4 protein-coding genes are annotated in these 2,632 nt (G+C 66.8%); all 4 read right to left on the bottom strand.

Annotated elements, in window-relative coordinates; translation table 11 throughout:
• On the bottom strand, nt 1-546 hold a 546-nt coding region (locus tag AC27KI_RS22480), incomplete at its 3' end, for a UDP-2,3-diacylglucosamine diphosphatase (RefSeq protein ID WP_487090823.1).
• Nucleotides 547-583: 37 nt separating this feature from the next.
• The gene (locus AC27KI_RS22475) at nt 584-1,090 is read right to left on the bottom strand and encodes a peptidylprolyl isomerase (RefSeq protein ID WP_487090822.1); all 507 of its coding nucleotides are present in this window, start codon (nt 1,088-1,090) and stop codon (nt 584-586) included.
• Between the two features lie 62 nt (nt 1,091-1,152).
• A complete protein-coding gene (locus tag AC27KI_RS22470; protein ID WP_487090821.1) occupies nt 1,153-1,737 on the bottom strand; it encodes a peptidylprolyl isomerase in 585 nt (194 codons plus the stop codon).
• The coding region (locus tag AC27KI_RS22465) for a L,D-transpeptidase family protein (RefSeq protein WP_487090820.1) at nt 1,734-2,632 on the bottom strand (899 nt) is incomplete at its 5' end. The genes AC27KI_RS22470 and AC27KI_RS22465, both read right to left, overlap by 4 nt.

Below are 2,632 nucleotides of genomic sequence, written 5' to 3'. Positions count from 1 at the left end.
CTTGCGCGCCTCGCTCTGCTCGCGGATGCCGCGGGCCTGCGCGCGCCGCACGGCCAGCGGCTGGGACAGGAACCGCTGCTGCCACTCCGTGCTGCGGGCCTGGGCGCGAAAGCGCTGGTAGTCCACGTCGTCCAGGCAGAGCAGGTCGCCGTGGCTGAGCACGGTGCGTTCGCCGCCGAACTGCAGCACCGTCGGGTCGTGCAGCCCCGTCAGGCCGCAGTGGGCCAGAAAGCGCGGCCCGACCAGGAAGTCGCGGTTGCCGTGCATGAAGAACACCGGCCGCTGGCGGGCCGCCTCGCGCAGCAGGGCGCCGCATTCGGCCTCGAAGGCCCCCTCGGCATCGTCGATGCAGTCGTCGCCCACCCACACTTCGAACAGGTCGCCCAGGATGAACACCGCGCTGGCGTCGGTGGTCCGCAGATAGCGTCGCCAGGCCTCGAACGTGGCGGGCTCGCTGGCCTGCAGGTGCAGGTCGGAAATGAATTCGACCGTGCGCCAGTCCGAAGGAGCGGCAAGCTCCTCGAACCGGGGCACGGTCGTGGTCACGGGGCGGGCGGGGATGGGTGCGCCGCGGTCGCCGCGATTACAGGGCGACGGCCTTCTCGATGATCACGTCGTCCTTGGGCACGTCGTCATGGAAGCCCTTGCGGCCGGTCTTCACGCCCTTGATGGCATCGACCACTTCGGTGCCCTTGACCACCTTGCCGAACACGGCATAGCCCCAGCCCTGGGCGGACGGCGCGGTGTGGTTCAGGAAGCCGTTGTCGGCCACGTTGATGAAGAACTGGGCGGTGGCCGAGTGCGGATCGCTCGTGCGGGCCATGGCCACGGTGTAGTTGGCGTTCTTCAGGCCGTTGTTGGCCTCGTTCTCGATCGGGGCTTCGGTACCCTTTTGGTTCATGCCGGGCTCGAACCCGCCGCCCTGCACCATGAAGCCGGGGATCACGCGGTGGAAGATCGTGTTGTCGTAGTGGCCCTTCTTCACGTAGGCCAGGAAGTTCTCGGTGGACTTCGGCGCCTTTTCGGCATCGAGTTCGAGGGTGATGACGCCGTGGCCGGCGATGTGCAGTTCGACTTTGGGGTTGCTCATGGGATTCCTTGGAAAGCGTTGGGGGCCGGAAGGGCCGTGGTGTGTACAGGGGCCGGTGGGCTTTACTTGACCACGGTGGCGGAGGTGATGACGACGGGCGTCGTGGGCACGTTCTGGTGCATGCCCTTGTTGCCCGTGGACACGGCCTTGATCTTGTCCACCACGTCGGTGCCCGAAACCACCTTGCCGAACACGGCGTAGCCGTTGCCTTCACCGGTGGCGTTGAGCATGGCGTTGTCCTTCACGTTGATGAAGAACTGCGAGGTGGCCGAGTCCGGATTGCCGGTGCGGGCCATGGCGATGGTGTAGTTGTCGTTCTTGAGGCCGTTGTTGGCCTCCAGCGGGATCGGTGCCTTGGTGGGCTTTTGCTGCATGTCTGGCGTGAAGCCGCCGCCCTGGATCATGAAGCCGTTGATCACGCGGTGAAAGACGGTGCCGTCGTAGTGCTTGTCCTTCACATAGGACAGGAAGTTGTCCACCGTCTTCGGGGCCTTGGCGGGGTCGAGCTGGACCACGATGTCGCCCAGCGACGTGGCGAGCTTCACCTTGGGGACCGCCGCGTCCTGCGCCTGGGCGGGTGCTACGGAAACGATAGCTGCCAGCGCCATGCTGGCCAGCGCCAGGGTCGAATTTCTTCTGGAAATCATCCAATCACTCCTTCGAAAAATATCTGCCATTGGTTGCCCTTGCGGGTCCAGTACTGGCGCTTGACGGGGCCGGTGCGGGCCCCTTCGATGACCTCGCCGAACGTTACCACCATGGTGTCGGAGGCATCCGTCCAGCGCAGCAGGGTCTTGTCCTTGAGCTGGATCGGCCGCCCGCGCAGCGCGCGCGTTTCCGCGCCCAGCTGCTTGGAAAACTCCTGCAGCGGCATCTTGCCGTAGCTCTGGAACGTGGGGGCGTAAAACCCCATCAGGCGCTGCAGGTCGCCCTGCGACTTGGCGGTGCGCCAGGCATCCAGCACCGCATCGAACGCCTTGCGGTCGGCCTGCACGCTGTGGGGCGGCACCCATTGCAGCTGCCGTGCGATCACCACCGGCGTGGAGCGTGGCTCCACCGTGCGCAGGATGCGCTCCAGGTCCGGGTTGGCCAGGGCCAGGCACCCGTCGGTGGCCAGCGGCGCGCGCGAGAACTGGTCAGGCGGCGTGCCGTGCAGCCAGATGCCGCTGCCCGTCTTGCCGCGGCTCTGGTCCAGCGGATTGGGGTAGTTGATGGGCAGGGCGCCGGCGCCGTAGAAGTCCTTGAGCGTGGCCGGGTCCAGGCGGCTCGTGATGAAGTACACGCCCAGCGGCGTGCGCTGGTCGCCCTCGATGAGTTTTTCGATGCCGAGCTTGCCCACCGAGGCGTAGTAGTCGGCCACGAGTTCCAGCCCGTTGGGCGTGTTCTCGAACAGGTAGAGCCGCGAGCGCGACGCATCGACCGCGATCGCGTGCCGCGAACGCAGCGACAGCTCGATGAACTGGGCGGGAATGGTGCGCGCCTGGGGGCGCACCCGCAGGGCGTCCGTGCGCTGGCGCGACTCCGCGCGCAGCTCGGCCAGCA

It is taken from the genome of Acidovorax sp. KPB24-03 (assembly GCF_057546605.1).
The sequence above is the reverse complement of the archived record's forward strand: the minus strand, read 5'-3'. Positions and strand labels throughout refer to the sequence as shown.

Excerpts from the sequence above, each read along its gene's own strand:
- AC27KI_RS22475 (WP_487090822.1), bottom strand. The coding sequence starts at position 1,090 with ATGAGCAACCCCAAAGTCGAACTGCACATCGCCGGCCACGGCGTCATC.
- AC27KI_RS22470 (WP_487090821.1), bottom strand. The coding sequence starts at position 1,737 with ATGATTTCCAGAAGAAATTCGACCCTGGCGCTGGCCAGCATGGCGCTG.